This is a genomic window from Verrucomicrobium sp. GAS474 (assembly GCF_900105685.1).
Taxonomy (GTDB): Bacteria; Verrucomicrobiota; Verrucomicrobiia; order Methylacidiphilales; family GAS474; genus GAS474.
Window position 1 is genome coordinate 2,090,866 of sequence record NZ_LT629781.1, and the last position, 26,776, is coordinate 2,117,641.

The window sequence follows — 26,776 nt, forward strand, 5'->3', positions numbered from 1 at the left end:
TGAAATGTCATTGCGATAATTTCTTTGTAACTCACACTCTTTTGGCGAGTCTTTCAATTGATCGGTATGTTCCTGTTTGGTGAAAAGTTTCGTTTCGGTGTTTATCTCGTCGCCCTGGCTTGCGCCGGGGTGGGGATGGGGCGTGCCGAGGGGGTTTCCCCCGCCTTCACCTTCGAGCCGGGCAAGACGGCGTTCTTCCCCGAATGGCTCCAGCCGGTGGGGACGGCGAGCGAGCTCGACACCACCGTCAGCCGGACCAGCTTCGACGTCTCCCCTCCCTCCGGGACGGGAAACCTCATCCTGACCGTCGTCTTCGACTCGGGCGAGGGCCGCTTCCTCCGGGTCTATACCCAGAGCCTCGACGGGAGTCGGGCCGAGACCCTGGCGGAGAACCTCGACGAGAGGACCGGCTTCGCGGGTTCCCGCACCCTCCTGATCCCGTTCTCGGGGATGACCCGGATCGTCTTCCAGTCGAACGCCGGGGACGGCGTCGCCTCGATCCGGCGGCTGGTGTGGGAGTGGGCCGATGTCCGCTCCCTCCCCGTGGTCGCCCTCCCGGGCCAGATCGGCGATGCGGCGGCGGGCGCGTTGCGGGGGAGCGTCGTCTTCCCCCTTTCGGACGTCGACGGCAGCCCCTCCCTCTCGCCCGCCGCCCTGGTGACCTCCGGGATGACCCGGACCGCCCTCCTCGACCGCCCGACCCGGTTCGGCACCGACGATCCGGCGACGTTCGACGCGGTGATCGACCGCCTTCCCTCGGCGGCGCGGCTCTCGGGGAAGGTCCTCGGCCTCCCGCCCGAGCAGGAACTCGAATGCCGGATCAACGGCGTCCGCGTCGGGACCTTCTCCGCGCCGGCCCCGGCGCTCGACGATCCGGGCTACCTGCCCGGGACCGGGACCCTGGCCGCCTGGCGCGCCGGGGCCGTCTATCTTCCGGCCCGTTTCCTCCACGCGGGGGAGAATGTGATCGAGCTCGTCCCCGCCGGGACCGACGCGGGCGGCAGCGTCCCCTTCGCCTTGAAAGACCTCTCCCTCGAATGTGCCTACGCGCCGACCGGGACCGCGGCCCCCTGACCCTTTCCGATCCTCACCCCACACCCTCCTCCATCATGAAAACACCCCTCCATCGCTCCCCTGTCGCCCGCTCCAACCGGCGCGGCTACACCCTGGTTGAAATCATGCTCGTCCTCGCGATCATCGCGGTGCTGGTCGGCGCGGGCATCTACAAGTTGAGCGGCAACCTCGACGTCGCGAAGGCGACCCGGGTCGACGCCGACATCAGCACGATCACGACGCAGCTGAAGACCTACGAGATGCAGGCCCTCAACCTCCCGACGACCGAGCAGGGCCTCGACGCCCTCGTCCACCAGCCGACCTCCGATCCGATCCCGGCCCGCTGGACCCAGCTCTTCGAGTCGGTCCCCGTCGACCCCTGGAACCGCCCCTACCAGTACAAGAACCCCGGCGTCCACAACCCGAACGGCTTCGACATCTATTCCCTCGGGCCGAAGGGGAAGGAGGGGGATGACAATCTCGGCAACTGGAAGCAGTAGGAGCCGCCCAAGCTGCTGCCGCCGCCGCCGGGGCTTCACCCTGCTGGAGATCTGCATCTCCCTCGCCGTCATCGCCGTCCTCGTCGGCCTCTCGATCCCGGCCTTCTCCGGCTGGATGAGCGAGCAGAAACTCCGCGACCCCGCCCGCCACATGGAAGAACTCGCCCGCACCGCCCGGAACCGGGCGATCGACACGCAGCGGAGCTGGGCGGTCCTCATCCGCCCCGCCGAGCTCGTCCTCACCCTTCAGCCGGGCGAGGACTTCACTGACGACCAACACCAGGCCTTCCCCGACCTCTCCCTCCCCGTCGCCGACGGGGTGAAGGTCGAGACGAAGGCGTGGGCCGAGGAGACCTTCTCCGCTCCCGCCGAGGTCCGGTGGATCTTCCGCCCGAACGGCCTCTGCGAGCCGCTCACCGTCCGCTTCACGCAGGGGGAGTCGCAGATCGCGCTCCGCTTCGATCCCTTGACCGCCGAGGTGGCGGAGGAAACCTATGCGTTCCACTAGGACTTCCACTGCCTCCCGCCGCGGCATCATCCTCCTCGAGGTGATGCTCGCGGTGGCGATCTTCTGCCTCGTCTGCCTCGGTCTGGCGCGGGCCGCGACCCTCGCGGCCGATTCCCTCGTGCAGGGGAACCGGGAGACGGCGATCCGCCTCGCCCTCGACGGGGAGATCGCCCAGGCGATGACCGACCCCCTCGTCGTCGGCCTCCAGCCGACGCGGACGACCGACGACGGCGTCGCCTTCGAGCGGGAGTGGGCGTCCCTCCCGCTGAGTTCCTCCGACAAGACCATCCTCTCCGACCTCTACACCCTCACCGTCCGCGCCCGCTGGACGGCGAACGGCAAGGAGCAGGTCGAGGAGGCGAGCCTCACCGTCTACCACCCGCAGTCGTGAGCGGAATGTAATGCAATGAAACGGACGGCATCCCATCTCCGGCGCGGGTTCACGCTTCTCGAAGTGATGCTCGCCCTTGCCGTCTTCGCGGTCGTGGCGGGCGGCCTCTTCGGGACGATCCGCGGGATGATGAAGGCGACGGCGACCCTCCGCGAGGCCCAGCGGGACGCCAACGGGATCTACGGCGTCTTCGAGCTCTGCCGCCGGACCTTCGCCGCTCTCCCGTCGGCGGCGACGATCCTCTCCACCGCCACCGACGGGGCGACGCCGCTCCCCTACGAGCTGGTCCTGGAGAACGCCTCCTCGGCCTTCATCTTCGGCGACCGCGCCTTCTTTTATGGGGAGATCGCGATGACGGCGCACACCGAGGGGGACGGGACCCTGACCCTCGGCGTCGAATACCGGCGGATCGACACCACCACCGGCCTCGCCATGCCGAACCCGCTCTGGCTTCCCCTCCTCACGAATCTCAAGGAAATGCAGTGGCACTATTACGACGCCACGGCGGAGAGCTGGGAGGACACGTGGACCGAGACGACCCGCCCCGCCCTCGTCCAGCTGACCCTGATGCACGGCGACGACCCGCGCGAGTGGACCCAGACCTTCTGGCTCCCGACCCTCGCCGCCCAGCCGAGCTTCTCCGCTTCCGCGGGCGGCGGCGGGGGGGGCGGCAATGCGAACCGTTCCGGCGCGGGCGGCTCCAATGCCGGAGGGCAGGGGAACCGCAACGGCGGCAATGGGAACGCCAATGGCAATGGGAACGGTGGAACCGGCGGACGCCAGAACGGCGGCGGCGGCGGCAACCGGGGAGGGGGACGATGAAACGGCCCGCTTCTCAATTCCGCTCTTCCGCGCGGCGCGGCTTCGCCCTGCTGACGGTGATGTGGTGCGTCGGCATCATGATGGTGACGCTCATGGGCTTCCTAGCCTATGTCTCCCTCCAGCTGACCGAGGATACCTCCCGCTCGAAGGATGCGCGGGCGCGGACGATCGCCCTCTCCGGCCTCGCCCTCGGCCTCCATCCCCAGATGCCCCGAAACGACGACCTCCTGGCGCAGGACTTCGGCGGCGGAAGCTTCCGCGTGACGGTGGTGAGCGAGGGCTCCCGCCTCAACCTGAACCGCCTCCTCGTCCAGGGGCGGACCGACGTCCTCCTCCGGCTCTGGGTGCTGTGGGGCCTCTCCCCCGACGCGGGCCAGGCGGTCAACGACGCCCTCCAGGACTGGATCGAGACGGGCGACACGAAGCGGCTCAACGGCGCGAAGCAGGCCGACTACGCCGCCCTCGGCTTCCCCGACTTCCCTCCCGGTCGCCCCTTCCAGAGCCTCGACGAGCTGCCCCAGGTGATCGGCTTCGACAAGATCATCGCCCTGAAGCCCGATTGGCGGAATTACTTCACCCTCTGGAGCAACGGCACCCTCGACCTCAACGAGGCCCCGCCCGACCTCATCGCCGCCGTCTGCAACGTCGGCATCGACATGGCCCAGTCGTTCGTCTCCGCGCGCGATCCCGACGGCGTCGTCGGCTCGGTCAACAGCGTCCGATGGTCGAGCGTCTCCGACGCCTGCTCGGCCCTCGGGATGCCGCAGGGGCTGGTCCGGACGGTCTCCTCGCTCCTTTCGGTCTCCAGCACGATCTGGAGGATTGAGAGCGAGGGGATTCTCGGCGATCATCACCACACGATTCAGGTGGTCGCCACCCGGGCCGTCGGCACCTCGGGCAACGCCAGCACCGGGACGACGACGAGCACCTCGACCACCGGAACCGGAACGGCTCCGACTTATTATTTATGGCAGGAATTCTAACCGCTCCCGCTCCCGCCTCCGCTGCGGCTCCCTCCTCCAAGGGGGAGCGGAAGCGCGGCTCCTTTACCGGCGTCCTCTGCCTGCCGGGCGAGGGGGAGGGCCAGTACCGTCTCGTCCCCGCCTCTTCCCTTTCCGGGAAGGGCGGCGAGTCGGCTGCCTGGGCCGAGGCCGACCTCGCCGACCTTCCCTCCTCGGCCCGGATCGGCCTCCCCGCCCGCCATCTCCTCGTCGTCCCCCTGTGGCTCCAGACGACGGAGCGGGAGGTCCTGCGGGAACTCGCCCAGGCGCAGCTGGAGCGGCGTGCCCTCGTGCGGGGCGACGGCACCTCGGCGTGGGAACTCCTCCCCCTCGTCGAAGAGGACGGCCGGACCCTCGTCACCGCCTACCTCGTCGACCCGGAGCTCCCCCCGGCGCTTCTCCTTCCCCACGTCGCCGACTTCGACGCGGCGGTCCGCTTCCATGCGCTCCCCCCGGAGGCCTTCGTCTTCTGGCGGGAAGAGGGCGGCATCGCCCTCGCCTACGGGAAGGGGAGCGAGGGGGAGGCGGCGCTCGTCCAATTCTTCCCGGGCGCCGCGCAGCTCGACGCCGTCGCCGCCGAGGTCGCCCTCCTCGCCCGCTCCCTCGCGTGGGAGGGGATCGCGGCCGAACGGCCCGCCGTCCACCTCTGGGGCTCCTTCACCCCCGCCGACGCCGCCGTCGCCGAGGCCCTCTTCGGGGCTCCTCCCGCCGTCACCGCCGACGGCTTCCGCCGTTCCCTCCGGATTCCCGCGCGGAGCCTCTCCCTCGTCCCCGCGCCGGTGCGGGACGAGCGGCGGGCCGCCCGGGAGAAGAGCCGCCGGGGCCGCTTGCTGAAGGTCGCGGCCGTCGTCTACCTCCTCGCCGTCGCCGGGCTCGGCGGATGGTTCGGCTGGATGAAGTGGGAGGAACGCCGCCTCGCCGCCCAGGTCGCGCAGGATGCCCCCACCGTCGCCGCCCTCAGCCGGACGGCCGACCTGTGGAAGGCCCTCGCCCCGGCGGTCGATCCCTCCTCCTATCCGATGGAGCCCCTTCTTTCCGTGGTGAAGGTCCTCCCCGCCGAGATGCGGCTGACGAAGTTCGAGGCCTCGCCCGTCACCGGGAAGCTCCTCCTCGTCGGCGAGGGGAAGGACGCCGCCTCGGCCTTCGCCTTCCTGCGCGAGGTGCGGAAGGACGATTTCCTGAAACGGTGGACGTGGACCATGCCGCAGCCGAAGGTGCTGCCGAACAACCACGCGCAATTCCAACTGGAGGGTACCCGTGTCGGCGTCGCCCAATAAAAAAGGCCTCAGCAAGGGGGAGAAGCAGAAGCTCTTCGTCTTCCTGATCGTCCTCTTTGCGCTGGCGAACATCTTCGCCTTCAGCCTCGTGCAGGAGAAGTTCCAGGACACCGCGCGGAACCTCAAGAAGCTCCGCGCCGACCTCTCCTATTCCCGGATCTGGATCGGCGACCGCGCCCTCTGGACCCAGCGCGAGGCGTGGCTCGCCAAGACCCAGCCGAAGCTCAGCGAGGTCGGCGACGCCGGGCAGGGGAGCGCCCGCCTCCTCGAGTCGCTCCAGCAGGCGGCGAAGAAGAACAACCTCGCCATCGTCTCGCAGAGCCTCCAGGAACCCCGCGGCACCCCGTTCTACCGGGAAGTCTCGGTCCAGCTCTCCGTCACGGGATCGCTCGAGTCGCTCTGCCGCTGGCTCTCCGAGGTCGAGCAGCCCGACCTCTTCCAGGCCATCAGCCGTTTCTCCCTGAAATGCGACGGCCCCGACGGGTCGAAGATGCGGTGCGAGATGACGGTGGCCCGCTGGTATTCCCTGAAATAGAAAACACGATGAAACCTTTTTTTCCTCTCCTCCTTCTTTTCGGGACGCTCCTGCCGATGGGTCTCCGGGCCGCCGAGGCCGTCATTCCCCAGAACGCCGCCCCCGACCGCTACCGCGCCGTCTGGGAGAAATCGCCCTTCGGCGTCGCCTCGACCGACGAGGTGCCGAAGGCGACGTGGGTCCTCGTCGGGATGACCGAGAGCGAGACCGATCCGATCCTCTACCTGATGAACCAGGACACGAAGGACCGAATGGTCGTCACGAAGGAGCCCAACGCCCAGGGCTATGCCGTCGAGAGCGTCCACTACGACGCGAACCCCCTCCGCTCCAGCGCGAAGCTGAAGGGGCCGGGCGATGCGAAGAACCTCGTCGTCCGCTACGATCCCCTCCTCCTCGTCGTCAACAATCCCGCCCCCGCCGGAAAGGTCGAGCCCGGTGCCGCGAATGCGGCCACCGGCGACAACGCCAGCGCCAACGCGAATGCGAATGGCGAGGACGGCGGACGGCGCCGCCGCTTCCGCCGGACCCAGATTCCGAACCCCAGCGAGGCGGCGACGCCTGCCGTCGCCCCTGCTCCTGCCCCTGCCGCCGCTCCCGCGGCGGCTCCGGCCAATCCCAATCCCGCTCCCGAATCCGCCCCTCCCACCCCATGAACACCCGCCTCCTCATCGTCCTCCTTTCGATCCTCGGCCTCGTCCCGCTCTCCTCCCCGGCGCAGGAGGCCCCTGCGGCGGCCCCGACTCCCGCCCCCGCCACGCCTCCCGCCGGAGGGGGCGGCGGCGGCGGTTTCGGGGGCCGCTTCGGCCGTCCCGGGCAGGGGCCCGGCGGCGATAGCAACGTTCCCGTCGCCGACAAGGAAGACAAGGTCGCCCTCCAGTTCCCGAACAATCCGGCGACCGATCTCCTCGCCGCCTACGAGAGCCTCAGCGGGAAGACCGTCATCCGCGACGCCACCCTCGCCGGGCCGAGCTTGACCCTCGTCACCGCGAAGCGGATCCCCCGGATCGAGGCCCTCCGCCTCATCGAGAGCACCCTCCTGCTCAACGGCTACTCCCTCATTCCCGGCGCGAACAACACGATGAAGATCGTCAACATCGCCGGGAAAAATCCCCGCTCCGAGGGGGTCCCCCTCCTGACCCGGCCCGAGGAGCTTCCCGCCGGGGACCAGGTCGTCAGCTTCTACCTCCCGCTCGAGTTCATCTCGACGAACGACGCCCTCTCCGTCTTCCAGTCCTCCGTCACCCTCCACAGCTACGGCGCCATCGTCGCCGTCCCCACGGCCCACGCCATCGTCATCACCGAGAGCAGCGGGACGATCCGCGAGATGCTGAAGCTGAAGGTCCTCATCGACGTCCCGCCGACGAAGATCGTCAGCGAGTTCGTCCTCCTCCGCCGCGCCGACGCGCAGAAGGTCGCCGACGCCCTGAACAAGCTCCTCGACAGCGAGAAGACGGCGGCCAACGCCGGGGCGAACAACATCAACGGCGGGGGCGGCGGCTTCCAGCCCGGCGGCAACCCGCAGCAGGCCTTCCAGGCGATCGCCCGGGCGATGAGCGCCGCCCAGAGCTCCGCCGCGTCGAACGTCGCCGCGAACCCGCTCGCCTCGTCGAACACCCGCTTCGTCCCCGACGTGCGGACGAACCGGATCCTCGTCGTCACCGAGCCCTACAACTTCGCCCCCATGAAGGCCCTCGTCGAGGGCTTCGACCTCTCCGCCGACGTCATGGACCCCTACTCCCGCCCCCTCCGCTACATCAAGGCGGTCGATGTCCTCTGGACCCTCGCGAACCTCATTTCCGAGACGAAGGACGACGCGAGGGACGCCAGCAGCTCCGCCAGCAGCGCCGCGAACCTGAAGAGCCCCTCGGGCAACTCGACCGGGACCTCGAATTCCTCCAGCTCCGCCAGCGGCCTCTCGCAGGTCCTGACGGGAGACCCGACGAACATCCCCCCCGCCGCTATCCTCGTCGGCACCACCCGCCTCATCGCCGACAACAGCACCAACTCGATCATCGTCATCGGGCCGCCCGAGAGCGTGACGAAGGTGAAGGGGATCCTGGACAAGCTCGACGTCCGCCCGAAGCAGATCTACCTCGCCACCGTCATCGGGAAGATGAACCTGACCAACGACGCCGAGATCAGCGTGAACATCCTCCAGAACTACCGGAACGTCTCCGGCAACAACGGCCTGGCCACCAGCTCGATGAACGCGGGGACCTCGACGCTCAGCTCGTTCCCGACGCCGAGCACGCTGAACTCCGCCGGGGCCTTCTCCTTCTTCAACGGCCTGACCCTCTACGGGAGCCTCGGGAACGCGATGAACTATTACGTCCAGGCCCTCGAGAGCACCGGGCGCTTCACCATCCTCTCCCGCCCCTCCGTCTACACGGCGAACAACAAGAAGGCCTACATTTCCTCCGGCCAGCAGGTGCCGATCCCGCAGAGCACCCTCAGCACCCTCGACACGACGAGCAACAACTCGGTGACCCAGTCGTCGACGATCACCTACAAGAACGCCGCGCTCCTCTTGGAGGTGATCCCGCTCATCAACTCGGAGAAGGAGGTGACCCTCCAGATCGCCGTCCAGAACGACAGCCTCAACGGGTCGAGCACGATCTCCGGGAACACCATCCCGATCATCGCCTCCGATTCGCTGAAGACGACGATCACCGTCGTCAACAAGGCGACCATCGTCCTCGGCGGGCTGATCCGCAACCAGGAGACGAAGAACCGGACCGGCGTGCCGTTGTTGAAGGACATCCCCGTCCTCGGCGCGCTCTTCCGCAGCGACACCAACGCCCGGGACCGCGACGAGCTCGTCGTCCTCCTCCAGCCGACCGTCGTCGAGACCCCGGAGGAGGAGGCCGCGCTCGAAAAGGCCGAAAGCAGCAGCTCCGGCGTCGGCCCCCGCGCCAAGCACTACACCTCCGACCCAAACAAGGAGATCCCGGAGAAGGCGACCGTGCTGGAGTCGATCACGCACTGATAAAGCACCCCGAAGGGGTGGCAGCCGGTCGCCGAGGGTGTCGCTCCGCTCGACCCCCGGCTACCGGCTTCGATCCCTTGGGGATCGGGAGGGAAAAGGACCCTCCGATAGACCTAGCCGTAGCTCTTGAAATACTTCTTCTCCTTCTCCGGCTCCTTCGGGGCGGCGGGTTCGGGAGCGGGCGCTTTCGCGGGAGCGGGCTTCGGAGCCGCTTCGGGCTCCTCCTGGCGCGCCAGGAACGGCGGGGGCTCGCTCGCGTCGGCCTCGTCGCCGGGGAGGGGGTCCTCCTCCATCTGGGCGTAGGGGTCGCCGGCGCCGTAGGCGGCGGAGTGGTGGCCGGGCATCATCGAGGCGGGGGTGCCGCCGCTCGCCTCGACGAAGGCGAGGCGGATCTCGGTGAGGACCTTGGCGACGAGTTTTTCCTCCTGCGGGATGAGGTTGCCCTTCGTCTTGATCTGGAGCGCCTCGAGCTGGTCGATCAGCATCTTCGCCTCGGGGAGCTGCGGCGGGATGGGGCGGCCGCTGTTGTCGGGGATGCGGCCCAGGAGGTAGAGGGCGTTCTGCGCCTGCATCATCACCATCTGGGCGAAGATCTGCGAGACTTCGTGGGGAGCCAGGGAGGATTCGGGTTCGGACATAGGAAGGGGAGGGGTTGGGGTGATCTTACTCCGGGCCGACGGAGGCGACAACGTATTCCTGACGGTCGAGGTAGCGGCGGACGACGCTGTTCAGCTCGTCGAGGGTCATCGAGGCGACGCGCTGGCGGCGGACCTCGGACCAGTCGTAGCCGAGGCCGAGGTGGGCGTCGAGGGCGGCGGTGGCGGCGACCCCGCCCGGGTTCTGGGAATCGATCTTTTCCTCGCTGATCATCTTCGCGCGGGCGCGCTCGAATTCCTGCGCGGTGAGGCCGCCCTGCGCCATCTTCCCGATCTCGTCGAGCATGGCGGCCTCGACGGCGAGGCGCTTCTTCGGATCGGTCCCGGCGTAGAAGCAGAAGTAGCCCGCGTCGGTCCCGAGGAAGCGGGTGGCGCTGACGAAGTAGGCGAGGCCCATCTGTTCCCGGATGCGGACGAAGAGCCGGGTGCCGAGGTCGGAGAGGGCCTCGGCGAGCACGGCGAGGGCGATCTGGTCCGGGTGGACGATGGGGACGGTGGGGAAGGCGATCTGGAGGACGGCCTGCTCCTTCCTCATCGTCCGCTCGACCCGGACGGGGCCCTTCAGGACGGGGAACGGCGCGGAGGTCCGCGGCGCGTCGCCGGGCGCGAAGGCCGGAGAGGTGAGGCGCTGCCGTACCTCGTCCTGCCAGGCCTCGGGCGAGACGGGACCGGCCGAGGCGAGGACGAGGCTCTGCCGCCGGAAGACGTTCTGGAAGACGGAGCGGACGTCGTCGAGGCCGATGGCGTTGACGCTCTCGGCGGTGCCGAGGAGGTTCCGCGCGTAGGGGTGCCCGGCGTAGAGGGTCTGGCGGACGAGGTCGCGGGCGAGGGCCATCGGCTGGTCCTGGTCGAGGGCGATGGCGGCGAGGTGCTTCCGCCTCTCGGTCTCCAGTTCCTTCCCGTCGACGACGGCGCTCGTGAGGACGTCGAGGAAGAGGTCGAGGCCCTGCTTCCAGTCCTGCGCCAGGAGCTCCAGGTGGAGGCTGGCGCTGTTGTTCCCCGAGTCGGAGGCGAGGACGCCGCCGAGGTTCTCGATCTCGGTGGCGATCGCCTTCGCGTTCCGCTTGTGGGTCCCCTTGAGGAGGAGCTGGCTGGCGAGGCGGCTGAGGCCGGTCTTCCCCTCGGGCTCGGTCAGGAGGCCGCCGGGGAGGATGCCGCGCAGGGTGAAGAGCGGGAGGCGGTTGTTCCGCAGGTGATAGGCCCGGATCGGCCCGAGGGCGGGGACCGGCGCGGGGACGGGGAGGGCGGCGATGGCCTCGGCGGCCGGGGCCGCGGGCTCCGTCTTCGCCGCCGCGGAGGCGGGGACGAGCTCGACGAGGGACTCGTTCTCCGGCCGGAGGTGGGCCTGCAGGGCGCGGTCGCAATCGGCGAGGGTCACGGCCTGGAGCCGGGCGAGGAACGACTGGTGGAAGCGGGGATCGCGGGCGGCGAGCCAGCCGCCGCCGATGAGGGAGGCCTTCCCCGACATCGTCTTCAGCTGGTGGATCTGGTGGGTGAGGCAGAGGCGTTTCGCCCGGTCGAGGTCTTCCTCCGTGCGGCGCGCGGGGAAGGCGGCGAGCTCCTCGCGGAGGCGGGCGATCAGCTTCGGGAGATTGTCGGGGTGGCAGCGGGCATCGAGGCCGAAGAGGCCGGTCTTCCCCGGCGCATAGACGAAGGCGTCGACCTCCTCGGCGAGGCCCTCCTCCTCGACCATCTTGTGCCACAGGAGGGAGGCCCGTCCGCCGCCGAGCATTGTGGCGACGATCTGGAGGGCGGGGAGGTCGGGATGATGGAGGCCGGGCGCGGGGTGGAGGAGGGCGACGCGGGCGACCTCGGTGGGGAAGGGGCGGCGCGCCTGGCGGGCGGAGAGTTGGGCCGGTTCCTCGGGGACGGGGACGTCGGGGAGGAAGCGCCGGGGCTCGTGCGCCCAGAGGCGGGCCGCCTCGTCGGCGAGGGCGCGGGCGTCGACCGCGCCGCAGACGACGAGGGTCAGGTTCTGCGGGGCGTAGCGTTCCCGGTAGTAGGCGACGACATCGTCCCGGGTCAGCTTGTTGAAGAGGTCGATGTGGCCGATCACCGGCTGCCGGTAGGGATGGGCGGTGAAGACGGTGCGGAAGGCGAGCTTCGTGAGGACCGAGTCGGGATTGTCGTCGCCCATCGCGAACTCGCGGCGGATGACCTCCTTCTCCGGCTCGAATTCCTCGGCGGGGATCGACGAGTTCTGGACCGCGTCGGTCAGGATCGCGAGGGCCTGCTTCCAGTTCTCGGCGGGGAGGTCGATGTGGTAGACCGTCCGCTCGAAGGAGGTGTAGGCGTTGATGTGGCCGCCGAGGTCCTGGACCTCCTGCGCGAGGGCCGAGTTCCCCCGCGTCGGCGTCCCCTTGAAGAGGAGATGCTCCAGCAGGTGGGAGAGGCCGCCGCCGAGCCACTTCCCCTCATGGACGCTGCCCGTGGCGCACCAATATTGGATCGAGACCACGGGCGCGCTCTCGTCCTGCGCGGCGAGGATCTGGAGGCCGTTCGGCAGCTCTTCCGAAAGGATCTCCGGGAAAAGGGACGAATCGGAAAGGAGCGAGGGATCGGCCTGGCCCGGAAGGGCCTCGGTGCCGGAAGTAAGGGCGACGGTGGTGGACATGCGGGGGTCCAGTACGATACGCCGAAGAGGGGAGGGAGACAAGTGCCGATCAGGTTGGGGAAGGGTCGAGATATTTTCGGAAATTGGTCGAATTCGAGGTGGAGGCTATTGGGAGATTTCTATTTAGAGAATTAACTGCTATCAAGGCCGAATGTGGCCTTTCATCTCTCTTCGTCGTTGGCTCGACGCAGAGTGCAAGGTTATGAGCACCAAAGGCTGGCGGGTCCTAACGATTAGTCCTCGTAGAGCAGGCTTTTTTGGTTCTTTTGCTGGAACCTTAGCTCTTCCTCTAGTTCTCATCATTGGCGTGTGCTTTGGTGTTGGCCCCGTTCCCAGTTCAACCTCGCAGGAGGTGTGCGTATCTATTTTCTTAGTCTCGTGGCCGATCTCTCTTGTCGGTCTGATATGCTCTACTTTCTATTGTCGCAAAAAGGAACCTAAGTTGGCCTTGTTTGGAAAACGCACCCTATGGTCTCTACTTGCTTTTCTCGTTTTCGTTTGCGTGCTGGGAATGCTTTTTCCAAAAATGTAACTCCATAAAAAACCCCCGAAACCTGGATCAGGCTCGGGGGCTTTAAAGCAGCGAAGGGTTAGAGGCCCTTCTGGCTCTCGGGCTTCTTCGTCGGGGCGGGCTTGGTCTTGCGGGGGGCCTTGGCGCGGGGGGAGGAGGCTTCGCCGGTGGCGGCGGAGTCGTTCTCCTCGGCTTGGGGGCGGAAGGGCTTCACGAAGGCGTCGTGGAAGCTGAAGCCTTGCTTGAAGTCGCTGAGGCTGTCGCTGTCGGTCTTGCCGAGGACGCCGTATTTGACGAGGTTGAAGACGATGTCGCCGAAGTCCTCGCACTTCTTGATGCCCCATTCGTTGAGGACGGTCTTGCTCATCGGGCCGAACTCGCGGAGGGCGTAGTCCCGGATGCCGTGGAGGAGTTCCTGGCCGCTGACGTGGCCGCGGAGGGCGGGGGCCGAGGCGGAGGAGCCGCCGGCGCTGCTGCCGGAATTGGAGTTCCGGCGGAGGTGCTTCAGGGTGTAATCGAGGCCTTCGCGGATGAAGGTGTAGCTTTCGATGGCGTAGCGCGGGTCGGCTTGGAAGATTTCCTGAACCACTTCGGAAAAGTCGCGCTTCGGCATAGCTTCTTATTTTGGGGATTCGGACTCGTTGGCGGGGGCGTTGGTCGTCGTCTCTGGGGGCGGGACCGTTCCGTGCCCCCTTACGCTGTAAACGATGCCACCCAATAGGAGGAGCGCAAGGAGAAAGAGGAGGAAGCCCTGCTCCCGGCGGGTGAGCCAGAGGTCGGGTCCCTTCACGGATTCCTCTCTTATGGGGCGTTCTTCGGCGCTTTAGCGGACGACGAAGTTGATCAGCTTCTTCGGGACGAAGACGACCTTCACCGTCTCCTTCCCCTCGAGCCAGGGACGGACGCTTTCCTCGGCGCGGGCGGCGGCCTCGACGGCTTCCTTCCCGGCCTCGACGGGGAGGACGACCTTGCCGCGCAGCTTCCCGCCGACCTGGACGACGATGGAGGCGTCGGTCTGCTCCAGGTAACGCTCCTCGAAGCGGGGCCACGGGGCGCGGGCGAGGGAATCGGCGTGGCCGAGGCGGCTCCAGAGTTCCTCCGCCGTGTGGGGGGCGAAGGGGGCGAGGAGGAGGACGAGGGGCTCGACGACGGCGCGGGGGCGCTCCTCTTCCTTCGTCAGGTCGTTCACCAGGATCATCATCTGGGAGATCGCGGTGTTGAACTGGAGGCGGGCGACGTCGTCGGTGACTTTCTTGATCGTCTCGTGGAGGCGGCGGAGGAGGGCCTCGGAGGGGGCGGCGTCGGTGAGCTTCGCGTTGGCGATCCACTCGCCTTCCGGGTTCTCCTCGGCGACGAGGCGCCAGACGCGGCCGAGGAAGCGGTAGAGGCCCTCGACGCCCTGGGTCGACCACGGCTTCATCTGCTCCAGCGGCCCCATGAACATCTCGAAGAGGCGGACGGCGTCGGCGCCGTACTCGGCGACGATGTCCTCGGGGTTGACGACGTTGCCGATCGACTTCGACATCTTCTGGTTGTCCTCGCCGAGGATGAGGCCCTGGTTGACGAGCTTGTGGAACGGCTCCGGGGTCGAGACGACGCCGATGTCGAAGAGGATCTTGTGCCAGAAGCGGGCGTAGAGGAGGTGGAGGACGGCGTGCTCGGCCCCGCCGATGTAGAGGTCGACGCCGTTCTGGCCCATCCAGTATTTCTCGGCGTCGGGGCCGACGGGGGCATGGCCGTTCAGCGGGTCGCAGAAGCGGAGGTAGTACCAGCAGGAACCGGCCCACTGGGGCATGGTGTTCGTCTCGCGGGTCGAGCCGTCGGGGAGCTCGAGCCACTCCTTCGCCTTCGTGAGGGGGGCGAGGCCCTCGGGGCTCGGCTTGTAGTCGTCGAGTTCCGGGGGGAGGAGGGGGAGGTCGGTGGCGTCGAGGGGGGAATGGACGCCGTCCTTCCACTTGATCGGGAAGGGCTCGCCCCAATAGCGCTGGCGGGAGAAGAGCCAGTCGCGGAGCTTGTACTGGATGCGACCGGTGCCGTGGCCGTTTTCCTCGAGCCACGCGATCATCTTCTTCTTCGCCTCGGCGGTGGGGAGGCCGTTGAGGAAGTGGGAGTTGACGGCGGTCCCTTCGCCCGGGAAGCAGGCGCCGACTTCCTGGTGCTCCGAGGAGAGGACGACCTTGACGTTCGGCAGGCGGAAGAGGCGGGCGAACTCGTGGTCCCGCTCGTCGTGGGCGGGGACGGCCATGATCGCGCCGGTGCCGTAGCCCGCGAGGACGTAGTCGGCGATCCAGACGGGGATCAGCTCTCCGGTGACGGGGTGGAGGGCGTGGCCGCCGGTGAAGACGCCGGTCTTCTCCTTCGCGAGGTCGGTCCGCTCCAGGTCGCTCTTCGTCGAGACGGTGCGGCGGTAGTTCTCGACGGCCTCGCGCTGGGCGGGGGTGGTGAGGGTGTCGACGAGGTAGTGCTCCGGCGCGAGGACGAGGTAGGTGGCGCCGAAGAGGGTGTCGGGCCGCGTGGTGAAGACGCGGATCTCCCCGCCGCAATCGGAGGGGACGGCGCTGACCCGGCCCGGCGCTTCCTGGTCCCGGCTGATGAGGATGGGGCGGCCGTCGGGGCCGACCTCGAACTTGAGGTTCAGCCGGGCGGCGGTGCCGCTGGTGGGGAGGAACGATTCGCTCTCTCCGGCGGCGGCCCGCGCGGCGGGGGTGACCTTCGCGATCTTGAACGCGACCTCGGCCCCCTCGCTGCGGCCGATCCAGTTCCGCTGCATCTCCTTCAGCGACTCGGGCCAGTCGAGGCCGTCGAGGTCGGCGAGGAGGCGGTCGGCATAGGCCGTGATGCGGAGCATCCACTGGCGGAGGGGGCGGCGCTCCACGGGATGGCTGCCGCGCTCGGAGCGGGGCCCCTCGGGGGTCTGGAGGATCTCCTCGTTGGCGAGGACGGTTCCGAGGGCGGGGCAATACCAAACGGGCGCCTCGGAGACGTAGGCGAGGTCCTTCTTGTAAAGCTGGAGGAAGATCCACTGGGTCCACCGGAAGTAGCCGGGATCGGTCGTGTTGATCTCGCGGCTCCAGTCGTAGGAGAAGCCCATCGCCTTGATCTGGCGGATGAAGTTGTCGATGTTCTTCCGCGTCGTCTCGCGGGGATGGGTCCCGGTCTGGATGGCGTGCTGCTCGGCGGGAAGGCCGAAGGCGTCCCAGCCCATCGGATGGAGGACGTTGAAGCCCTGCATCCGCTTCGCGCGCGCGACGATGTCGGTCGCCGTATAGCCCTCGAGGTGGCCGACGTGGAGGCCCGCCCCCGAGGGGTAGGGGAACATGTCGAGGACGTAGTACTTCGGCAGCTCGGAGCCCGCTTCCCCCGGATTGGCGGAACGGAAGGAAGCCCGTTCCTCCCAGAACTGCTGCCATTTGGGTTCAAATTCGGCGAAGGGATATTGTTTGCGGACTTGCATCGGGAGACTACCGAGTTATCAGGAATAGATGCCTCTTCAATCTAAAACGCCCCCCCTGCTCCTCGTTGCGACAAATAATGCCGGGAAGGCCCGCGAGTTCGCTGAATTACTTGGACAAACGTGGAGAGTAGAAACACTTAGGGACCATCCGAATCTCGTTGAGGGAGTCGAGGACGGGGCCACTTTCGAGGCGAACGCGGCGAAAAAGGCGCTCGCGATCGGAAAACAACTCGGCCCCGAAATATTGGTGCTCGCCGACGACTCGGGCCTCGAGGTCGACGCGTTGCAGGGCGCGCCCGGCGTCTACTCCGCCCGCTATGCCGGGGAGAGCGATCCGAAGCTCCGCGACGGGAAGAACAACGAGAAGCTCCTCGGCGCGTTGAAGGATCTGCCGCTGGAAAAACGGGGGGCGCAGTTCCGCTGTTCCCTCTGCCTCGTCCGGGGGGAGGAGATCATCGCCACGGCCGACGGGATTTGCCGGGGCGCGCTCCTCGACGGGCCGCGCGGGGCCGACGGATTCGGCTACGATCCGCTCTTCGTCCCGGTGCTCGAGGGTGGGGCGCTTTCGGCGAAGACTTTCGCCGAGATGAACTCCGACGCGAAGCACGCGCTCAGCCATCGCGGGAAGGCGATGGCGCTGATGGCGGGGAAGATGCGGGGGATGGTGCTTTAGGGGGACTTCGCTTCGAGGGGCATGGCGGCGGGAATTCTTCCCGCAGCGAGATCCTGCTCGAGAATGTTGAATGCATCCTTGCGGTCATATAAATGGGCTTCGCCGTCCTTCGTGATGATGGCGACATGATAGCGAGGGAATTTCGACTTGGTGATGAGGAAGACGGTTTTGGGCGGATCGTCGGGGGAAATGCGGAACAGAGTGAATCCGATGAATCGATCGGAGAGAGCGATCCCGGGCGGCACGGCGGGAATTCCGGGGATGGAAAGGAGCTTTCGATCCTCTTCGCTCAGGAGGCCGTCTTTCACTAAGTAGTTGAGATAAGCCACCGCCGTGGTGCCGGGAGGGAACTCGGACGGATAGCGCGGGCGGTGTCCCTCTTTTTCATGGAGCAGAAAGGCGATCTGTTTGCCGTTGAATACCGCTTTCATGGCGACGGCTTTATTGTACTGCTCGCCAGGCCACGTATAGGGGTGAGCGAAATAGACGATGCCGACGACCGCGGCGACGACAACGCTCCACTTGAAGACGGACTTCCAAGGCGAACGCATAGGATCAGCCTAGGATGATGTGCCCCATTCGGGCAATATCTGTCTTGGCCCTAGCTATGCAGGAACCGCTCCGCGTCGATCGCCGCAGCACACCCCATCCCCGCCGCCGTGATCGCCTGGCGGTAGACGGAGTCGGCGCAGTCGCCTGCGGCGAAGACGCCTTCGACGTTCGTCCGGCTCCCGTTCTTCAGCTGGACGTAGCCCGCCTCGTCGAGGTCGATCTGGCCTTTGAAGAGGGCGGTGTTCGGGATGTGGCCGATGGCGATGAAGACGCCGGCGCAATCGAGGTTGCGGGTCTCGCCGGTCACGGTGTCCTTCAGGCGGACGCCGGTGACTTTGCCTTCACCCTGGCCGAGGACTTCCTCGACGGCGGCGTTCCAGATCGGCTTGATCTTCGGGTTCGCGAGGGTGCGGTCGGCCATGATCTGCGAGGCGCGGAGGCTGTCGCGGCGATGGACGAGGTAGACCTCGGAGGCGAAGTTCGTGAGGTAGGTCGCCTCCTCGCAGGCGGAGTCGCCGCCGCCGACGACGACGAGGGGCTTGTTGCGGAAGATCGGGAGCGCGCCGTCGCAGGTGGCGCAGTAGGTGACGCCCTTGTTCTCCAGCTCGTGCTCGCCGGGGACGCCGAGGTGGCGGTGGCCCGCGCCGACGGAGATGATGACCGACTTCGCCTCGATCACGTCGCCGTCGACGGTGATCTTGAAGGGGCGGGAGGAGAAATCGACGCTGTCGACGACGCTCATGTACTGGACGTTCGTCCCGAAACGCTTCGCCTGTTCCTGGAGGGCGACCATGAGGTCGTTCCCGTCGATGCCCTGGGGGAAGCCGGGGTAGTTCTCGACGATCGTCGTCGTCGTGAGGAGGCCGCCGGGCTGCTGGCCGGTGACGAGGAGGGGCTTCAGGTTGGCGCGGGCGGCGTAGATGGCGGCGGTCCATCCGGCGGGGCCGGAACCGATGATGACGAGGTTTTCCATGGAAGTGGGGGAAGAAAAGATAAAGGGAAAGGGCGGGAACGGCAAGGACCGTCCCCGCCCGCGAGGCGGCGATCGCCGGGCCTAGCCGACGGTCAGCGGCTGCTGGCCGGGACGCCACGCGCAGGGCATGAGGCCGCCGTGCTGGAGGGCGTCGAGGACGCGGAGGACTTCCTTCGGCTCGCGGCCGACGTTGAGGTCGGTGATGTAGACGAAGCGGATGATCCCCTCGGGATCGATGATGTAGGTGGCGCGCTGGGCGACGCCCTCGACGGGGTCGAGGATGTTCAGGGCGGCGCAGAGCTCGCGCTTGATGTCGGCGAGCATCGGGAAGGGGAGGTCCTTCAGCTCGGGATGGTGGGTCCGCCAGGCGAGGTGGACGAACTCGGAATCGGTGCTTGCGCCGAGGAGCTGCGCGTCGCGCTCGGCGAATTCCTTGTCGAGGGCGCCGAAGGCGGCGATCTCCGTCGGGCAGACGAAGGTGAAGTCCTTCGGCCAGAAGAAGAGGACCTGCCACTTGCCCTTGTAGCTCTGGTCCGTGATCTGGACGAAGGCGTGGTTGATATCGGTGGAGACGGTGGCCTTCAGGCTGAAGGCGGGGAGTTTGAGTCCGACGCTGGGCATGGTGGTGTGGTGGGGGTTATGGGTGGGTTGAAAGTCGCTTCCGAGGGACGGAGGATGCATGGGCGTGGGTGTTAGGTAAAATAGATTGTTTTTAATGATTTATTTGATGAAATCGAATAATGAATCTCCGCGACCTCCACTACATCGTCGCCGTTGCCGAGGTGGGGAATATGGCGCGGGCGGCGGAGCGGTGCCACGTCAGCCAGTCGACCCTCAGCATCCAGGTGAAGAAGCTGGAGGAGACCCTCGGCGTCCCGGTCTTCGAGCGGACGACGAAGCGGCTCCGCGTGACGCGGCCCGGCGAGGAGGTCGTCCGGATCGCGCGGGAGATCATGGCGCGGGAGCGGGAACTGAGGGCCGTCGGCGAGCGCCATCGGGACCCCCTCGCCGGGGAGTTCCGCCTCGGGGCGTTCCCGACGCTAGCCCCCTATTGGTATCCCCGGATCGTCCCCCGTCTGCGCGGGGCCTTCGCGAAGCTCCGGTTCGTCCTCGTCGAGGACAAGACCCCGGCCCTCGACGCCGCGCTGCGCGAGGGGCGGCTCGACGCCGCCGTGATGGCCGAGCCGGAGCAGGAGGGGCTGGAGCGGCGGGAGCTGTTCCGGGAGCCGTTCCTCCTCGCCGTCCCGCCCGGGCATCGCCTGGGGGAGCGGAAGCGGGTGAGCGCGGGCGACCTCGCCGGGGAGAACCTCCTCCTCCTGGAGGAAGGGCATTGTCTGCGCGGACAGGTGCTCGAATTCTGCTCCCGCCTCGGCGCCGACGAGGCCGAGAGCTACCGGGCGACGAGCCTGGAGACGCTCCGCAGCATGGTCGGCCTCGGCGCGGGGATCACCCTCGTCCCGCGGAGCGCCGTCGCGGCGAAGGCCGACGGCCTGCGCTACCTCCCCTTCGCCGGGGAAGTCCCCTCGCGGACCCTCTCCCTCTTCACCCGCAAGGGCGATGCGCGGGAGAAGCTCTTCGCCGCGCTGGCGAAGGCGCTGAAGGGATAGCATGATCGACGGGAAAGGGGACGCCGTGGCGCGGGATTGCCTTGGAATGGCCGGATAGGGCATGGTGCCTCCTCATCGCGTTATGTTCAGGAAGGGAATCGAGTTTCGGATCGGAAGGCATCCCGGCGTCGTCTTCGCGGGGGCGGTCCTTCTCGCGGCGGGCGCGACCTTGTGGCTCGCTTTCGGCAGGATCCCGCAGGGGTGGCTGCCGACGGGGGGGTACGTCTCCCTGGTGTTGTGGCGGTGGGCGGCTCCGTGGGCCTGGCTGGTCATCGGGGCGTTGGCCTGGGCGCGGGCGGTCGAACCGGCCTGGGTCCCGGGATGGTTGCGCGGGCGGGCCGCTTTCCTCCTCGCTTTGGCGGGCGGGCTCGCCATCGCCCGGGTGCCGGTCCTCGGCTTGAATCAGATCATCTATGCCGATGAGGCGAGCGTGCTCGCCTCGGGAATGGCTTTTCTTCACGACCCGGTGCCGTGGCGCTCGACCGACGCGATTTCGAGCGGCCCGCTCAATATCGCCAGCGTCGTCCCGGGGCTCCTTCTCGGCCTGCCGCCGTCGATCGTCGGCCGGATCCTGTCGCTTCTTTGCGCGGTGGGGACCCTCTATTTCCTGTTCCGCTTCCTGGAGCGGCTCGTGGGCCCGGGGAAGGGAGGGCTGGCCCTTTTCCCTCTGGTGACGTTCTACCTCGTCATCCAGCAACGCGAATACCTCCACTACACGAACGAGCAGGTCTCCCTCCTCCTCCTCGCCGCGGCGCTCCCTCTCTCCGCCCGTCTGTACGAGGCCCCCGGCAAGGGGCGGGCCTTCGCCCTCGGCGTGGTGCTGGGGGCCGTCCCGTGGGCGAAGATCCAGGCGGCCCCGATCGCGCTCTACCTTCTCGCGGTCGGCGGGGGCATCCTCTTCGTGCGTCGGGAGCGTGCCCGTCCCGTCCCGGCGGCGGCCGGGTTGCTGGCGGGTTTTCTGGTCGTTCCGGCGATCGTCGTGATCCCGGTGGCGGCGGCGGGATTGCTGGGGGAAATGGCGGGACGCTACTTCCTTTTCGCCGCCGATTACGGTCCGGCGGCCAACTTGGCCCCGGACGATCCGCGGATTCATTTCACGCTCCTCCAGCACCTCGGCCTTCTCCTCGGGAACGGGGCCGAGGGGACCGCCTACCTCGCCGGGGTCGCGGCGTGGGGCGGCGGGGCGCTCGCGCTTTCCCTTGCGGGGAAAGGCGCGAGGGGGGGCGGACTCGCCTTCCTGGCCGCCGGAGGGTATCTCCTCGTCTCCTGCGCCGCCGCGTTGAAGCCCGGGACCGATTTCATCCACTATCTCTTTTTCGTCTTCGTCCCCGTTCTGGTGGCGGCGGCTTGGGCGAGCCGGTACGCCTTCGCCCGCCTCGATCCCTCGCGGCAGGTACGGGGGCTCGTCGTGGCGGTCGCCTTGGCGTCGGCTCCGGCGGCCACTTTTTTCGTCGCCTCTTGGGGCTTCCCCGATTGGCGGCCCACGTTCCTGGCGGTGGAGCGGCGGGAGCAGCCGGTCGACAACGCGCTCAGCGACGAGCTCCGCTCCCTCGCGAGGCCGGGCGACCGGATGGCGGTCTGGGGCTTCGATCCCGCGCTCTACGTCCATGCGGGGATCGCCCCGGCGGCGCGGGACGTCGTCACGAATTTCTCGATCGTCCCCGGAAGGGCCCGGGATGCCCATCGGCGCGATTATCTCGACGACCTGCGGCGCGCCCGCCCCGCCTTCTTCGTCGATGCCGCCGCCGCGACCTGGAATCCCTCCTGGCCCGCGCCGCCGGAACGCTCCCGCCACACGCTTTTCCCCGAGCTGGCCGCCTTCGTCGCGGAGCATTACGTGCTGGTGCGGGGGATGACCTCCGATCCCGCCGTCCCGGCGACGCTGATTTTCGTGCGCCGGGACCGGGCGGAGGAATTGGGGCTTACCGCCACTCGTGCTTCGGATACTTCCGGGAGAGCTCGACCTTGATCTTCGGGTAGGATTCCTTCCAGAAGTTTTCGAGGCTCGAGGTGACCTGGATGGGGCGCTGGTTCGGGGCGAGGATGTGGATCGTGACGGGGACGCGGCCCGAGGCGATGCGGATGTCGCCGCGGACCTCGTAGAGGTCCTGGATGCGGGCGGCGAGGACGGGGCTGGTCAGCGGATCGGCGGCGTAGGTGATCTTCGCCTTCCGCTCTCCCTTCGAGGTCTTTAGCTCGATCCGTTCCGGGGCGTATTGGTCGAGCCACCGCTGCTGCTCGTGGGAGAGCCATTCCTTCACGGCGGGCCAGACGGGGCGGTCCTTGATCTCGCGGTAGCTCGTCGCGCCGAGGCAGAGCTGCTCGATGATCGCCTGGCGGTCGTCGGGGGTGAGGGCGGGGAGCTGCAGGTCGGGCATCCACTCGCGGAGCCGGTTGAGGCGGATGATCCATTGCTCGACCGCGTCGTCCCAGCCGTGGAGGGGCATCTGGCCGCCGAGGACGCGCTGGGCCAGCAGGGCGGCGGCGGCACCCTCGTCGGGCGTCTCCTCGCCCGACTCGCGGAGGACGAGGTCGCGGAAGAGGGTCCGCGTCTTCTGGACGACCCGTTTCAGGCTCTCGTCGAAGATGACTTCGGCTTTCGTGCTGAAGTCCTCGGGGAACAATTCCCGCAGCCATTCCTCCTCGACGGCGGTCGCCTGGCTGAGCAGCACCTCGACGTCCTTGCCGGAGCGGGTGTTGCGGGAATCGACCTCGCGGACCTCCCCGGCGACGAAGAGGGGGGCGTCCCGGACGACGCTGTCCCGGACGAGGGTGCCGCGCCGTTTGTGGACGATGTCGCAGCGGAGGGTCCCGCCGTCGAGGCGGCAGGCGAGGTGGTCGGAGAAGCCGAGGAGGAGGCACTTCCGGATCGCCTCGGAGGCGGCGGGCGTTTCCTCTATCGGGAGTTTCTGCCCTTTCGCCGCCTTCAGGAAGTGATCGAGAATGGGGCTCACCTGCCGGGCGGCCTGGGCGTGGATGCCGAGGGAGCGGCACTTGTCCATCGAGAAGCCGCTCTTCTCGGCGTAGCGCCACGCCCGCATCTGGAGGAAGAAGTCCGATTCGCCCTCGGTGCCGAGGAGGTCGTCGCGGAGGGTGTCGGCCTTCTTGTCGACGTCGCGCAGGAGGATCGGGCGGCCCTGGGTGAGGGCGGCGATGAGAGCGATGGGACGGACGCAGCCGATCTCCCCCGCCTCCAGCAGCATCCGGGCGTAGCGGGGATGCATCGGGAAGTGGGCCATCTTGCGGCCGACGGAGGTCAGTTCCCCGGCGGCATCGAACGCGCCGAGGTCGTGGAGGAGGCTCTCGGCCCGCTCCAGTGCGCGCGGATCGGGAGCCTCGAACCAGGCGAAATCGCGGAGGCTGCCGATGCCGCCCGCCTTCAGCGAGAGGGCGGCCTCAGAGAGGTCGATGCGGCGGATCTCGGGGAGTTCGGCGACGGCACGCTGGCCATGCTCCTTCTCGGTCCAGAGGCGGAGGCAGTGGCCGGGGGCGGTGCGGCCCGCGCGGCCCGCCCGCTGGTCGGCGGAGGAGCGGGCGATCTTCTCGACGAGGAGGGTGTTGATCCCGCGGTGGGGATCGAAGCGGGCGATCCGGGCGAGCCCCGAGTCGATGACGATGCGGACGCCGTCGATCGTGAGGGAGGTCTCGGCGACGTTGGTCGAGACGACGACCTTCCGCTTCCCGTCGTAACGATTGACGGCCGCGTCCTGCGCGGCGGGGGGGAGTTCCCCGTGGAGGGGAAGGACGATCCATTCGCTCTCCCGCAGGGCGGCGCGGAGGGCGCCGATGGTCCGGTCGATCTCGTAGCCGCCCGGCATGAAGATGAGGACGTCGCCCTCGGGGTGCTTCGGAAGGAGGCGGGTCAGTTCGTCGGCGGCCAGCTGCCAGACGGCGTAGCGGTCGGTGTCGACCGGTTTGTCGAGGTATTCGTGGGTGACGGGGAAGGTGCGGCCCGCCGAGGAGAGGGAGCGGCAGGGGGCGAGGTAGGTTTCGAGCGAACCGGCCTCCAGGGTTGCCGACATGACGATGATCTTGAGATCGGGTCGGAGCCGCTTCTGCATGTCGAGGGCGCGGGCGAGCGTCAGGTCGGTGTAGAGATGGCGCTCGTGGAATTCGTCGAAGACGAGGACCGAGACGCCGTCGAGGCGCGGGTCGCCGAGCATCTGCCGGAGGAGGAGCCCCTCGGTGACGAAGCGGATCCGGGTCCGGTCGGAGCAGACGCGGTCGAAGCGGATCTGGTAGCCGACCTCGTCGCCGAGCTTCCCGTTCCGCTCCGAGGCGACGCGGGCGGCGAGCATCCGGGCCGGAAGGCGGCGGGGCTGGAGGACGACGACTTCGCCCGTCCCCGCCAGCCCCGCGTCGAGGACGATCTGGGGAACCTGGGTCGACTTGCCCGAGCCGGTCGGGGCCTGGAGGATGAGGCGGTTCGACTCGCGCAGGGCGGACGCGATCTCGCCCGCGATGTCGTGGATGGGGAGGGCCATGGCGGAATCAGCCCCCGGCGACCATGCGGATGAACTCGATCCGGTCGCCCTCGGCGACGGGGCGCGCCGGCCATTCGGAGCGGAGGAGGGCCTCGCCGTTGCACTCGACGAGGACGGCCTTCACGGCGAGGCCGAACTGCGCGGCGAGGTCGGAGAGGGTCGCGCCGGGGGCGACCTCGGCGGGGGTGCCGTTCACGAGGACGTGGAGGGTCATGGCTAGGGCGCGATGGCGGTATCCCAGTCCTTCCACACCGGATCGAGGCCGAGCTGGCGGAGGCGGGTGACGACCTCGGAGGGGGTCCGCTCGTCGCCGATCTCGAACTGGACGGTGGCCGAGGCGGTGGCGACCTCGGCGGGATCGAGGGCGACGGCTTTCCCTTTCTGCGTGCGGTGGAGGGTCTCCCGGCCCGCGCCGGTGTAGCCGCCCGGCTCGGTCCGCGCCCCGGCGCTCATCGTGGTGATGCCGAGTCCGGCGAGGCTGTCGCGGAGCGGGGCCGGTTCCCGCGTCGAGAGGAGGAGGCCGATCTGGGGGAAGGTGATGCGGAGGGCGCAGATGAGCTGGACGAGGTCGCGGTCGCTCAGCGGGTATTCGGGCTTGAAGCCGCTCGCCGCCGGACGGAGGCGGGGGAAGGAGATCGTGAGGAACGATTTCCAGCAGTGCTTCAGCAGGTGCTCGGCGTGGGCGGCGAGGCGGACCGATTCCTCGCGCCACGGGACGAGGCCGAGGAGGGCGCCGATGCCGATCTTGCGGAACCCGGCGGCGTAGGCCCGCTCCGGGCAGTCGAGCCGCCAATCGAAGTCGCGCTTCGGCCCCGCCGTGTGGAGGGGAGCGTAGGCGTCGCGGTCGTAGGTCTCCTGGAAGACGACGATCCCCTCGGCCCCGGCGTCGACGATCTTTTGGTATTCGGGCGTCTCCATCGGGGCGACCTCGATCGAGATCGAGGGGACGAGCGCGCGGAGGCGGCGGGTGCAGTCGGCGAGGTAGTCGGGCGCGACGAATTTCGGGTGCTCCCCGGCGACGACGAGGATCGAGCGGAACCCCTCGGCGGCGAGGTGCCGGGCCTCGGCCTCGACCTGGTCGAGGGAGAGGGTGGTGCGGAAGATCGGGTTGTCCCGGGAAAAGCCGCAATAGGTGCAGATGTTGACGCACTCGTTGGAGACGTAGAGCGGCGCGAAGAGCCGCATCGTCCTGCCGAAGTGGCGGCGCGTCGTCGCGGCGGCCTGCGCGGCCAGGGCCTCGAGCGCGGCGTCGTCGCACGGGGCGATCAGCTCGGCGAAGCGGCGCAGGGCGGGACTCGGGGGCGGCCCATTGCGAAAGACTTCGGAGAAGGTCATGGCGCTAGTTCAGGACGGGGCTCGGCCGCAGGAAGCCGGTGAGGGGGCTGGTCGGCGCGGCCTTCGCGGAGGCGGCGGCGAGGCCGGTCTCGTAGGCGATCCGTCCGGCGTCGACGGCGAGGCGGAAGGCGTGGGCCATCGCGGCGGGATCGGGGGCGATGGCGATGGCCGTGTTCACCAGCACGGCGTCGGCACCGAGCTCGAGCGCGGCGGCGGCGTGGGAGGGGGCGCCGAGGCCCGCGTCGACGACGACGGGGACGGTCGCCTGCTCGATGATGAGCTCGAGCATCGCGCGGGTCTCCAGCCCCCGGTTCGTCCCGATGGGGGCGCCGAGGGGCATGACGGCGGCGGTGCCGACTTCCTGGAGCCGCTTCGCCAGGACGGGATCGGCGTTGATGTAGGGGAGGACGGTGAAGCCTTCCTTCACCAGCTGCTCGGCGGCGAGGAGGGTCTCGATGGGGTCGGGGAGGAGGTGGCGGGGATCGGGGTGGATCTCCAGCTTGATCCACTTCGGCAGCCCCGCGCTGGCGGCGAGGCGGGCGAGGCGGACGGCCTCGGCGGCGGTGTTCGCCCCGCTGGTGTTCGGGAGGAGGAGGTAACGCTCGGGATCGATGTGGGTCAGGATGTCGGCGAAGGGATCGCGCTCCCCGGAGAGGTCGGCCCGGCGGAGGGCGACGGTGACGATCTCGGTCCCGCTCGCCTCGAGGGCCCGGCGCATCGCCTCGGGGGAGGGGAACTTCCCCGTCCCGGTCAGGAGGCGGGAGCGGAAGGAACGGCCCGCGATGACCAAAGGTTGCGGCTGAGGCTGGGGGATGCTCATGGGAGAGTGAAAGACTACGCCTTC

24 protein-coding genes are annotated in these 26,776 nt (G+C 68.3%); 13 read left to right on the plus strand and 11 right to left on the minus strand.

What is annotated here, in order from left to right; translation table 11 throughout:
* Positions 1-66: 66 nt before the first annotated feature.
* From BLU04_RS16415 to BLU04_RS08715, 10 genes are read left to right on the plus strand one after another with little or no spacing between them, the layout of a single operon-like run.
* The gene (locus BLU04_RS16415) at positions 67-1,074 is read left to right on the plus strand and encodes a hypothetical protein (RefSeq protein ID WP_157895223.1); all 1,008 of its coding nucleotides are present in this window, start codon (positions 67-69) and stop codon (positions 1,072-1,074) included.
* Between the two features lie 35 nt (positions 1,075-1,109).
* The gene (gene gspG, locus BLU04_RS16420) at positions 1,110-1,553 is read left to right on the plus strand and encodes a type II secretion system major pseudopilin GspG (RefSeq protein ID WP_157895224.1); all 444 of its coding nucleotides are present in this window, start codon (positions 1,110-1,112) and stop codon (positions 1,551-1,553) included.
* Entirely contained in the window at positions 1,525-2,061 is a 537-nt protein-coding gene (locus BLU04_RS08680; protein WP_093284729.1) for a prepilin-type N-terminal cleavage/methylation domain-containing protein, read from the plus strand. Before gspG ends, BLU04_RS08680 begins: the two co-directional genes overlap by 29 nt.
* On the plus strand, positions 2,048-2,452 hold the full coding sequence (locus BLU04_RS08685; protein ID WP_093284731.1) for a hypothetical protein: 405 nt from the start codon (positions 2,048-2,050) through the stop codon (positions 2,450-2,452). Before BLU04_RS08680 ends, BLU04_RS08685 begins: the two co-directional genes overlap by 14 nt.
* Positions 2,453-2,467: 15 nt before the next feature.
* Positions 2,468-3,274 carry a prepilin-type N-terminal cleavage/methylation domain-containing protein gene (locus tag BLU04_RS08690; RefSeq protein WP_093284733.1) on the plus strand — a complete coding sequence of 269 codons (807 nt, stop codon included), beginning with the start codon at positions 2,468-2,470 and terminating at the stop codon, positions 3,272-3,274.
* Positions 3,271-4,257 carry a type II secretion system protein GspK gene (locus BLU04_RS08695; protein ID WP_093284736.1) on the plus strand — a complete coding sequence of 329 codons (987 nt, stop codon included), beginning with the start codon at positions 3,271-3,273 and terminating at the stop codon, positions 4,255-4,257. Before BLU04_RS08690 ends, BLU04_RS08695 begins: the two co-directional genes overlap by 4 nt.
* Positions 4,242-5,552, plus strand: coding sequence for a hypothetical protein (locus BLU04_RS08700; RefSeq protein WP_093284738.1), 1,311 nt, complete (start codon positions 4,242-4,244; stop codon positions 5,550-5,552). Before BLU04_RS08695 ends, BLU04_RS08700 begins: the two co-directional genes overlap by 16 nt.
* Positions 5,533-6,087, plus strand: a complete 555-nt coding sequence (gene pilO, locus BLU04_RS08705; protein ID WP_093284741.1) for a type 4a pilus biogenesis protein PilO — start codon at positions 5,533-5,535, stop codon at positions 6,085-6,087. Before BLU04_RS08700 ends, pilO begins: the two co-directional genes overlap by 20 nt.
* A gap of 8 nt (positions 6,088-6,095) precedes the next feature.
* On the plus strand, positions 6,096-6,740 hold the full coding sequence (locus BLU04_RS16815; protein ID WP_093284743.1) for a hypothetical protein: 645 nt from the start codon (positions 6,096-6,098) through the stop codon (positions 6,738-6,740).
* Positions 6,737-9,073: a secretin N-terminal domain-containing protein gene (locus tag BLU04_RS08715; protein WP_093284745.1), complete on the plus strand. Its 2,337-nt coding sequence runs from the start codon at positions 6,737-6,739 to the stop codon at positions 9,071-9,073. Before BLU04_RS16815 ends, BLU04_RS08715 begins: the two co-directional genes overlap by 4 nt.
* Before the next feature lie 113 nt (positions 9,074-9,186).
* Here the strand turns inward: BLU04_RS08715 and BLU04_RS08720 are convergent, their stop codons facing one another.
* From BLU04_RS08720 to leuS, 4 genes are all read right to left on the minus strand, one after another.
* Complete coding sequence (locus BLU04_RS08720) at positions 9,187-9,711, minus strand: DUF1844 domain-containing protein (protein ID WP_093284748.1); 525 nt, start codon at positions 9,709-9,711, stop codon at positions 9,187-9,189.
* Positions 9,712-9,736: 25 nt separating this feature from the next.
* Positions 9,737-12,343: a pitrilysin family protein gene (locus BLU04_RS08725; RefSeq protein ID WP_093284750.1), complete on the minus strand. Its 2,607-nt coding sequence runs from the start codon at positions 12,341-12,343 to the stop codon at positions 9,737-9,739.
* Between the two features lie 590 nt (positions 12,344-12,933).
* Entirely contained in the window at positions 12,934-13,467 is a 534-nt protein-coding gene (locus BLU04_RS08730) for a Minf_1886 family protein (RefSeq protein WP_093284753.1), read from the minus strand.
* Positions 13,468-13,677: 210 nt separating this feature from the next.
* The gene (gene leuS, locus BLU04_RS08735) at positions 13,678-16,308 is read right to left on the minus strand and encodes a leucine--tRNA ligase (RefSeq protein WP_343124794.1); all 2,631 of its coding nucleotides are present in this window, start codon (positions 16,306-16,308) and stop codon (positions 13,678-13,680) included.
* A gap of 28 nt (positions 16,309-16,336) precedes the next feature.
* Between leuS and rdgB the strand changes: the two genes are divergently transcribed.
* The gene (rdgB, locus tag BLU04_RS08740; RefSeq protein WP_093284756.1) at positions 16,337-16,981 is read left to right on the plus strand and encodes an RdgB/HAM1 family non-canonical purine NTP pyrophosphatase; all 645 of its coding nucleotides are present in this window, start codon (positions 16,337-16,339) and stop codon (positions 16,979-16,981) included.
* Here the strand turns inward: rdgB and BLU04_RS08745 are convergent.
* From BLU04_RS08745 to BLU04_RS08755, 3 genes are all read right to left on the minus strand, one after another.
* On the minus strand, positions 16,978-17,532 hold the full coding sequence (locus tag BLU04_RS08745) for a hypothetical protein (RefSeq protein WP_093284759.1): 555 nt from the start codon (positions 17,530-17,532) through the stop codon (positions 16,978-16,980). The genes rdgB and BLU04_RS08745 overlap by 4 nt on opposite strands.
* Positions 17,533-17,582: 50 nt before the next feature.
* Positions 17,583-18,506 (minus strand): thioredoxin-disulfide reductase, encoded by a 924-nt coding sequence (gene trxB / locus BLU04_RS08750; protein ID WP_093284761.1) that lies wholly within the window; start codon positions 18,504-18,506, stop codon positions 17,583-17,585.
* A gap of 81 nt (positions 18,507-18,587) precedes the next feature.
* Complete coding sequence (locus BLU04_RS08755) at positions 18,588-19,127, minus strand: peroxiredoxin (protein ID WP_093288563.1); 540 nt, start codon at positions 19,125-19,127, stop codon at positions 18,588-18,590.
* A 119-nt stretch (positions 19,128-19,246) separates the two neighbouring features.
* On the opposite strand from BLU04_RS08755, the gene BLU04_RS08760 reads away from it, so the two are divergent.
* Together BLU04_RS08760 and BLU04_RS08765 are read left to right on the plus strand one after the other, a co-directional pair.
* Positions 19,247-20,113 (plus strand): LysR substrate-binding domain-containing protein, encoded by an 867-nt coding sequence (locus BLU04_RS08760; RefSeq protein ID WP_093284764.1) that lies wholly within the window; start codon positions 19,247-19,249, stop codon positions 20,111-20,113.
* 82 nt (positions 20,114-20,195) lie between these two features.
* Positions 20,196-22,082 carry a hypothetical protein gene (locus BLU04_RS08765; protein ID WP_093284766.1) on the plus strand — a complete coding sequence of 629 codons (1,887 nt, stop codon included), beginning with the start codon at positions 20,196-20,198 and terminating at the stop codon, positions 22,080-22,082.
* On the opposite strand, the gene hrpB is transcribed toward BLU04_RS08765, so the two are convergent.
* Genes hrpB through BLU04_RS08785 form a run of 4 tightly spaced genes read right to left on the minus strand, consistent with a single transcriptional unit; the run spans position 22,036 to position 26,752 of the window.
* Positions 22,036-24,597 carry an ATP-dependent helicase HrpB gene (hrpB, locus tag BLU04_RS08770; protein ID WP_093284768.1) on the minus strand — a complete coding sequence of 854 codons (2,562 nt, stop codon included), beginning with the start codon at positions 24,595-24,597 and terminating at the stop codon, positions 22,036-22,038. The genes BLU04_RS08765 and hrpB overlap by 47 nt on opposite strands.
* Before the next feature lie 7 nt (positions 24,598-24,604).
* On the minus strand, positions 24,605-24,811 hold the full coding sequence (gene thiS, locus BLU04_RS08775) for a sulfur carrier protein ThiS (RefSeq protein ID WP_093284770.1): 207 nt from the start codon (positions 24,809-24,811) through the stop codon (positions 24,605-24,607).
* A 2-nt stretch (positions 24,812-24,813) separates the two neighbouring features.
* The gene (gene thiH / locus BLU04_RS08780) at positions 24,814-25,932 is read right to left on the minus strand and encodes a 2-iminoacetate synthase ThiH (RefSeq protein ID WP_093284773.1); all 1,119 of its coding nucleotides are present in this window, start codon (positions 25,930-25,932) and stop codon (positions 24,814-24,816) included.
* A gap of 4 nt (positions 25,933-25,936) precedes the next feature.
* Complete coding sequence (locus tag BLU04_RS08785) at positions 25,937-26,752, minus strand: thiazole synthase (protein ID WP_093284776.1); 816 nt, start codon at positions 26,750-26,752, stop codon at positions 25,937-25,939.
* Between the last annotated feature and the right edge of the window lie 24 nt (positions 26,753-26,776).

Bases quoted from the DNA above. Each gene is read 5' to 3' on its own strand.
- BLU04_RS16415 (WP_157895223.1), top strand. From the start codon at position 67: ATGTTCCTGTTTGGTGAAAAGTTTCGTTTCGGTGTTTATCTCGTCGCC.
- gspG (WP_157895224.1), top strand. From the start codon at position 1,110: ATGAAAACACCCCTCCATCGCTCCCCTGTCGCCCGCTCCAACCGGCGC.
- BLU04_RS08680 (WP_093284729.1), top strand. From the start codon at position 1,525: ATGACAATCTCGGCAACTGGAAGCAGTAGGAGCCGCCCAAGCTGCTGC.
- BLU04_RS08685 (WP_093284731.1), top strand. From the start codon at position 2,048: ATGCGTTCCACTAGGACTTCCACTGCCTCCCGCCGCGGCATCATCCTC.
- BLU04_RS08690 (WP_093284733.1), top strand. From the start codon at position 2,468: ATGAAACGGACGGCATCCCATCTCCGGCGCGGGTTCACGCTTCTCGAA.
- BLU04_RS08695 (WP_093284736.1), top strand. From the start codon at position 3,271: ATGAAACGGCCCGCTTCTCAATTCCGCTCTTCCGCGCGGCGCGGCTTC.
- BLU04_RS08700 (WP_093284738.1), top strand. From the start codon at position 4,242: ATGGCAGGAATTCTAACCGCTCCCGCTCCCGCCTCCGCTGCGGCTCCC.
- BLU04_RS16815 (WP_093284743.1), top strand. From the start codon at position 6,096: ATGAAACCTTTTTTTCCTCTCCTCCTTCTTTTCGGGACGCTCCTGCCG.
- BLU04_RS08715 (WP_093284745.1), top strand. From the start codon at position 6,737: ATGAACACCCGCCTCCTCATCGTCCTCCTTTCGATCCTCGGCCTCGTC.
- BLU04_RS08720 (WP_093284748.1), bottom strand. From the start codon at position 9,711: ATGTCCGAACCCGAATCCTCCCTGGCTCCCCACGAAGTCTCGCAGATC.
- BLU04_RS08725 (WP_093284750.1), bottom strand. From the start codon at position 12,343: ATGTCCACCACCGTCGCCCTTACTTCCGGCACCGAGGCCCTTCCGGGC.
- BLU04_RS08730 (WP_093284753.1), bottom strand. From the start codon at position 13,467: ATGCCGAAGCGCGACTTTTCCGAAGTGGTTCAGGAAATCTTCCAAGCC.
- leuS (WP_343124794.1), bottom strand. From the start codon at position 16,308: ATGCAAGTCCGCAAACAATATCCCTTCGCCGAATTTGAACCCAAATGG.
- rdgB (WP_093284756.1), top strand. From the start codon at position 16,337: ATGCCTCTTCAATCTAAAACGCCCCCCCTGCTCCTCGTTGCGACAAAT.
- BLU04_RS08745 (WP_093284759.1), bottom strand. From the start codon at position 17,532: ATGCGTTCGCCTTGGAAGTCCGTCTTCAAGTGGAGCGTTGTCGTCGCC.
- trxB (WP_093284761.1), bottom strand. From the start codon at position 18,506: ATGGAAAACCTCGTCATCATCGGTTCCGGCCCCGCCGGATGGACCGCC.
- BLU04_RS08755 (WP_093288563.1), bottom strand. From the start codon at position 19,127: ATGCCCAGCGTCGGACTCAAACTCCCCGCCTTCAGCCTGAAGGCCACC.
- BLU04_RS08760 (WP_093284764.1), top strand. From the start codon at position 19,247: ATGAATCTCCGCGACCTCCACTACATCGTCGCCGTTGCCGAGGTGGGG.
- BLU04_RS08765 (WP_093284766.1), top strand. From the start codon at position 20,196: ATGTTCAGGAAGGGAATCGAGTTTCGGATCGGAAGGCATCCCGGCGTC.
- hrpB (WP_093284768.1), bottom strand. From the start codon at position 24,597: ATGGCCCTCCCCATCCACGACATCGCGGGCGAGATCGCGTCCGCCCTG.
- thiS (WP_093284770.1), bottom strand. From the start codon at position 24,811: ATGACCCTCCACGTCCTCGTGAACGGCACCCCCGCCGAGGTCGCCCCC.
- thiH (WP_093284773.1), bottom strand. From the start codon at position 25,932: ATGACCTTCTCCGAAGTCTTTCGCAATGGGCCGCCCCCGAGTCCCGCC.
- BLU04_RS08785 (WP_093284776.1), bottom strand. From the start codon at position 26,752: ATGAGCATCCCCCAGCCTCAGCCGCAACCTTTGGTCATCGCGGGCCGT.